Below are 5984 nucleotides of genomic sequence, written 5' to 3'. Positions count from 1 at the left end.
GGTCTCAAATACCTCTCGATACTCCCCGTTCTTTTTGCCTTCCTTCTCTACCCCGACCATGAAGCCCTCCTCTTCCTATTCTTTGGCCTCTGGATTCTCTCGTCCGCGTTCCTCCTTGGTTTCCTCTCCAGGAACTTCTTCTCGCTGTCCATCGTTGAAGGTATATTCGGCGCCGTCGTCATGGTGTCCGGTCTCGTTCCCTACTTCCGAGTTCACCTCGTTCCTGCACTTATAGCACTCGTGGCCGCCTTTGAATCCCTTCGGCTATTCCTTCGGAGTTCCTTTGTCGGCGACTTCTCAATCGGCTCCATTCAGGACGTTTCCCTTGAGCTTAGGCCGGGTTTGGTCATGGTTCCAACAATCCCCAAGGAGGTCCTGCCATCGGCGCTCGTGTTCTCAAGGGAGCCTTCCAGCGACCCGAACTGGTTCTGGGTGACCTCAGTTGAGGGCGAGCGCTCCATATCTCCAACGAACCTTCCCAAAATCCTTGACATGGCCGTTAAGTTCATGAAGGAGGCCCAAGAGGCCGGTAAAAAGCCCCTCATTGTCATTGAGGGGTTCGACTACCTTGTCCTTGAGAACGGTTTTTCCAGCGTTTTAAAGTTCCTCTCAGCGCTGAGGGATTACGCCCTTCTCAACGACGCCACCGTGTTTCTGGTCGGCTCGGACGACTTTCTCTCCGAGAGGGAGAGGCACCTCCTCCGCAACCTCATTGGGTGATTCCCATGCTCGAAGTCGTTAAGGGTGACATTACCCGCTTTCCCGCGGAGGCAATAGTGAACGCCGCGAACCGCTATCTGGAGCACGGGGGCGGCGTCGCCTACGCCATAGCCAAAGCCGCCGCCGGAGACGCCGGCGAGTACATCAGGATAAGCAAAGAAGCTATGAGAGAACAGCTTGGGAAGGACTCAATAGAGCACGGCGAGGTCGTTGTAACGCCGGCGATGAGGCTCGAGCGCTACGGGATTAAGTACGTCATTCACACGGTCGGCCCGTACTGCGGGGGAGTGTGGGACGAGGATAAACGGGAGAAGCTCAGGAGGGCAATACTCGGGGCTTTGAGGAAAGCCGACGAGCTGGGTGTCAAAAGCGTAGCGTTTCCGGCCATAAGTGCAGGAATCTACGGGTGTCCGCTTGAGGAGGTCGTGAGAACCTTCAAAGAAACCGTCGAGGAGTTCTCGAGACAAGCGAGAAGCGTGGAGAAAGTTTACCTCGTGCTGTACTCCGACGATGCCTACCGGACGGCGCTCGAAGTTTTCCGTCAAAAACGTTATTAACCCCTTCACTTTTTTCTTTTCTCTATATTATTTTCTCTATATTAATGGTAAATTAATGGTAACAGTGACATCATCGGGTAGGGAAATCATTCTTGGAAAAGGCAAAGGAGGAAGGGGATGAACCTTAACCGGCCAATCAAACTGATTTCCGTTGCGGTTGTCTCTGTCCCTAATCGTCTTCTTCAGCGTCATAAACGCGGTGGCTTTCATAAACCCCGAGTACCCGGTCTTCGGGGTTACCGTCTACGATACCCTTTGCCTGGCCTTTTCAGTTCTGATGTTCGGCTTCGGCCTGCTCTTCTTGGTCGTCTACTTCATCGTCACGTTCTTCGAGGCCTGGACGTGGGTTGAGCTAGCCCGAGCTCTGGCGCTGACGGGCTTCTTTTTCTTCCTCTGCCCTACTGGTTTGGGAATGAAAAAGTATGCACTGTGAGCTTGAAGCGGCGTCTAATGCCGAGTGTATTCATAACGTTTAAATATTCCTTTTCTAACTCCAGTTGGTGATAGCTATGATAAACGGCAATAGTAGAACACTGGCCGTGGTTGTTGGGGTTCTAATTGGGTTTCTATTGATGGCTTCTCCCGCTGGGGCTTTTGAAGTAAAGCTGGCCTTTGTGGGTCCTTCTGGTGATTACTCTGGAGAGTACTTCATGAATGGTTTTTGGGTTGTGTACAGTGAAAACTACGCTTCCAACACTTACTTCACGGAGATAATTAATGCTTCCTCAGGTAAGACTGTTTTGGCACTGAATGACTTCGTCGCCCACGTTGTTCCCGTTGGAAATAAATATCTTCTGGTGTCCACGGGCAAAAATGAATACTATCTCCGGCTATACCGTAACGAAGGCGGGACTTATACCCTCGTCTGGAACATCGATGTTACTAAGTACGGCTGGGTCAGCTACATTTTACCGGTTCCGGAGAAAAACCTAATCCTCGTGGGAACAGTTGATGTATCGCAGGATGACTTTGGAGGCCACTACGTTCTTGGTGTCGACTTTAGCGGGAAGATAAAGTTTGCAACGAATCTTCACGTGGTCGGCCAAGCCGTTTCTGCCATAATACCCACTGGGAATGGAAAATACTTGGCTATAGTTCCGGGATTGGGAGGGGGTACTCCCTATTTTGGTCTTATTAATGAATCTGGAAATATCGTTCGGTCTTTGAGGATGTGGTATCCCGTTACGGCGGCCACTGTTTATATCCAAAAGAGATACATCATGGTTGCGTGGCAGAACAAGAGTGAGGGTAAGATAAGCGAGATAAAAACCTATTACGGGGTGTGGACACTGAACCTCACCCCTGTTGCGACTTTTAAGCTCCCCTACAGATTTCTCGAAGCAATCCCCATTTTCGCAAACGATTCCCTATACCTGTTTACAGTGAAAAACTCCGGGTTAACCTGCACTTTAATGGAATCGAGATACCTTCAAAACGGAACTCTCGTCTGGAGCAGGGTCGTTCAAAAAACTAAACTGGCAAACTTATCAAAATTTGGGATTAGTTTAGACACAGTGGCATCTGTGCTACTTCCATATCCTAATGTGGGCGTGATTGTGTACCCCTGTGGGGACAGGGCTAACATCGTTGCTGTAGACTTCACAACTGCAGTTCCCCTTGAAAACTCGTCCGTGAAAATGTCGCTCGACCGTGACGACTCAGCCTACGTCTTGGACATTCCCTATAATTCCCCACAATACATAATATCGAAGTCTAGGGTTTATCTCATAAACTCAACGCTAATACCCTCCGCGTTGTTTGTGAATTCGAGTCCTCCTGCGACCGTCTATATAGACGGTTACAAAGCGGGCCGTACCCCACTGTATACATATATAGGCCCAGGGCAACACAATGTGGTGCTATTTCACCAAAACTATTCTATAGTAAAGCGTATTTTGGTCGTTGGCCATCATGAAGGGATTAGAATTTTCGCCCGCCTGAGACCTCTAAACGCCACCGTTTACTTGAACTCAACTCCAACTGCGGAAGTTGACATCATGCCCCTTGGACTTGTTGTTTATACCCCTACAAAGGTATCTCTGCGCAACGGTACGTACACCTTTTTCTTTACATCGAAAAAATACCCTAGACAGTATGAACTTGTTGAGAAAACAGTAACCCTTCTTCCAAACGAAACAACCTCAATAAACGTCAGGCTAACCCTCACCAAATCCGAGCTCGTGATTAGGTCGAACGTTAAAAATGCCACCGTTTACGTGGATGGCAAGAAGATGGGGACAACTCCTCTCAACGTTTCGGTTGCCCTAGGATCCCACAACGTTACCGTAGAGGCTGAAGGCTACGTCGCGAAATCAATTACAATCAACGCTACGAAACCTGTTATCAACGTTTTTGCCAATCTCTCACCAGTTGCAACGAACTCCTCTCCAACTCAGACGACTGTTCACACCACGTACACAACCACGACGTCATCTACAAACACAACCGTTTCCAATACCGTTCGTAACTCCAGCACCCCCGCATCTCACTCAATCTGTGGACCAGGGCTGATAGTTCTCTTGACGATTGTAGCCATAATCACGAGAAAAGCCGTAGGGGCACGTCGATGAGATACGAAGGCTTCCTTTCTTTTATCCTCTTTGGTGGTTTACTGGCAATTTTAATTTCCTTTGAATTTTTCTATCTCTTTGGGTTCGCTGGGGAAACGTGCTACCCCTTTTGCATGACCTTCCGTGATGTCCCATGCTCCATCTTTTCTGCCCTGATGTTCCTTCTCGGTCTTACCTCGCTCGTCGCGTGGCTTCCCAGGTACACTTGGCTAACTTCGGCATTTTTGTCAGTATACTTCGTGGTTACGTTCCTCGCCTCCCTCTGCTGGGCCCGCTGGGTCCCCCTGCTGTCCCTCATGGCCATCCTCGCATCGGTCTTGTTCCTCGGACTCTCCGAATGGCGCGCTCCTGCATTCAAAGAGGCCGCCGAGATGCTTTCCTTCGGGCTGGCGTTCTCGGCATTCGTTTTTCTTGCCGGCTGGGGTGTCCTGTTCTGCCTCGGCTCATCTTCAAAGTTGCTCTCCTGTGCCCTTGTTGCACTCGGTCTCCTGTCCGTTCCCTTCAGAATGAAACATCCCCGCTATTCCTCACTTCCGCTCCTCGCTTACTTCACGCTCGGCAGTCTCACAACGGGTTTCAACTGGCTTGAACTCCTCGGTGTGCTGGCTTCCCTCATGGCTTTTTCAATTCGCTAGACGACTGAAAACGATTTAACGTGTTAAGCCCAAGAACCAACGGTGATGCCGATGAAAATTGAAGATGTCTACATCTGGGACATCAACGCCAAGTGGCTCGGCATAACCCCTTACCAGCTCATGGAGAACGCAGGAGCGGGAGTCGCGAGAACGATAGAGGAGCGCGTTGGAAAGGGCCTCAGGATTGCGGTCTTCTCAGGCACAGGAAACAACGGCGGGGACGGCTTTGTAGCGGCCAGACACTTGAGCTTCGAGAACGACGTCACGGTTTTTCTGGTTGGAGACGAGGCTAAGATAAGGAGCGAGGAAGCCAGGCACAACTGGGAAATCCTGAAGGGCCTCGACTTCGTGAAAATCAAGGTTCTCAAGGATTCCGCCTACATAAAGGGGCTTGACTTGAGCGGTTACGACGTCATCGTCGATGCCCTCCTCGGAGCGGGCACGAGGGGCGAGCCGAGAGAGCCGATACGCTCGGCAATCGAGAAAATCAACGAGTACGCCGGAAAGGCAAAGATAGTCAGCGTAGACCTGCCGAGTGGTTACCCATCGGAGGTTCGCGTTAAAGCCGACTTTGCCGTCACCTTCCAGTGGGACAAGGAGGAGTACGAGGGCTTTGAGAGGGTTATAGTTAAGATAGGCTATCCCAGGGAGCTCTACCACCTCGTCGGGCCGGGAGATGCTAAGTTCGCGCTCAGGAAGAGGGGCCAGCACAAGGGACAGAACGGCAGGCTCTTGGTCATCGGTGGTAGCTCAAGCTATTACGGCGCACCGTACCTCGCCTCCAAGGGGGCGAGCTACATCGTTGACCTCGTTTACCTCGCGATGCCTGATGAACCTGCAAAGAGGATAAACGACCCGGACCTGATTCTCCGGTCCTTCCCGGGCGGGAACTTCTCGACCGAGCACCTTGATGACCTGCTCGAGCTGGCCGGGAAAGTAGATGCGGTTGTCATCGGCCCGGGAATAGGTCTCGCTGGGGAAACAAAGGAGTTCGTTAGAGAGTTCGTGAGACGCTGTGAGAAGCCTGTTGTAATCGATGCTGACGGATTGAAGGCAATAGCGGAGGATTTGGGCGTTCTCGAAGGCAGGACCTTCGTTCTAACACCCCACGCAGGTGAGTTCAGCGTTCTCTTTGGCGTCAAGCCCCCTGAGGAGCTGATTGAGCGGGCAGAGCTGGTCAAGGAGAAGGCCCGGGAAATCGGCGGTGTAATCCTTCTCAAAGGTTCCCATGACGTCATAAGCGACGGTGAAACCTGGAAGTACAACAGAACAGGCAACAGGGGAATGACGACCGGCGGAACGGGCGACGTCTTGGCCGGCCTCGTTGGGGCTTTGCTCGCGCTCGGAAACTCCCCGCTTAGGGCCGCTTCGGTCGGTGCCTTCCTCAACGGTCTCGCCGGCGACATGGTGAAAGAAGAGTTCGGGGAGAACTTCACCGCATTAGAAGTTGCAATGAAGGTTCCAAAGGCCGTAAAGTGGGTGGAAGAATTTTAAATCTCTAT

Annotated in this window: 6 protein-coding genes; all 6 read left to right on the top strand. The window is 51.5% G+C overall.

Annotation, left to right across the window (positions count from 1 at the left end; all coding sequences use genetic code 11):
* Window positions 1–720: DUF835 domain-containing protein (locus MVK46_RS09090; protein WP_297536358.1), on the top strand; the 720-nt coding region annotated here is incomplete at its 5' end.
* Window positions 721–725: 5 nt separating this feature from the next.
* A complete protein-coding gene (locus tag MVK46_RS09085) occupies window positions 726–1277 on the top strand; it encodes a [protein ADP-ribosylglutamate] hydrolase (RefSeq protein ID WP_297536357.1) in 552 nt (183 codons plus the stop codon).
* Between the two features lie 151 nt (window positions 1278–1428).
* On the top strand, window positions 1429–1710 hold the full coding sequence (locus MVK46_RS09080) for a hypothetical protein (protein ID WP_297536356.1): 282 nt from the start codon (window positions 1429–1431) through the stop codon (window positions 1708–1710).
* A gap of 76 nt (window positions 1711–1786) precedes the next feature.
* Complete coding sequence (locus MVK46_RS09075) at window positions 1787–3847, top strand: PEGA domain-containing protein (protein ID WP_297536360.1); 2061 nt, start codon at window positions 1787–1789, stop codon at window positions 3845–3847.
* Between the two features lie 113 nt (window positions 3848–3960).
* Complete coding sequence (locus MVK46_RS09070) at window positions 3961–4482, top strand: hypothetical protein (RefSeq protein WP_297536355.1); 522 nt, start codon at window positions 3961–3963, stop codon at window positions 4480–4482.
* Window positions 4483–4533: 51 nt separating this feature from the next.
* Window positions 4534–5976 (top strand): NAD(P)H-hydrate dehydratase, encoded by a 1443-nt coding sequence (locus MVK46_RS09065; protein WP_297536359.1) that lies wholly within the window; start codon window positions 4534–4536, stop codon window positions 5974–5976.
* The last annotated feature ends 8 nt before the right edge of the window (window positions 5977–5984 follow it).

The sequence above is a fragment of the Thermococcus sp. genome, from assembly GCF_027066465.1.
Lineage (GTDB): Archaea > Methanobacteriota_B > Thermococci > Thermococcales > Thermococcaceae > Thermococcus.
The sequence above is the reverse complement of the archived record's forward strand: the minus strand, read 5'-3'. Positions and strand labels throughout refer to the sequence as shown.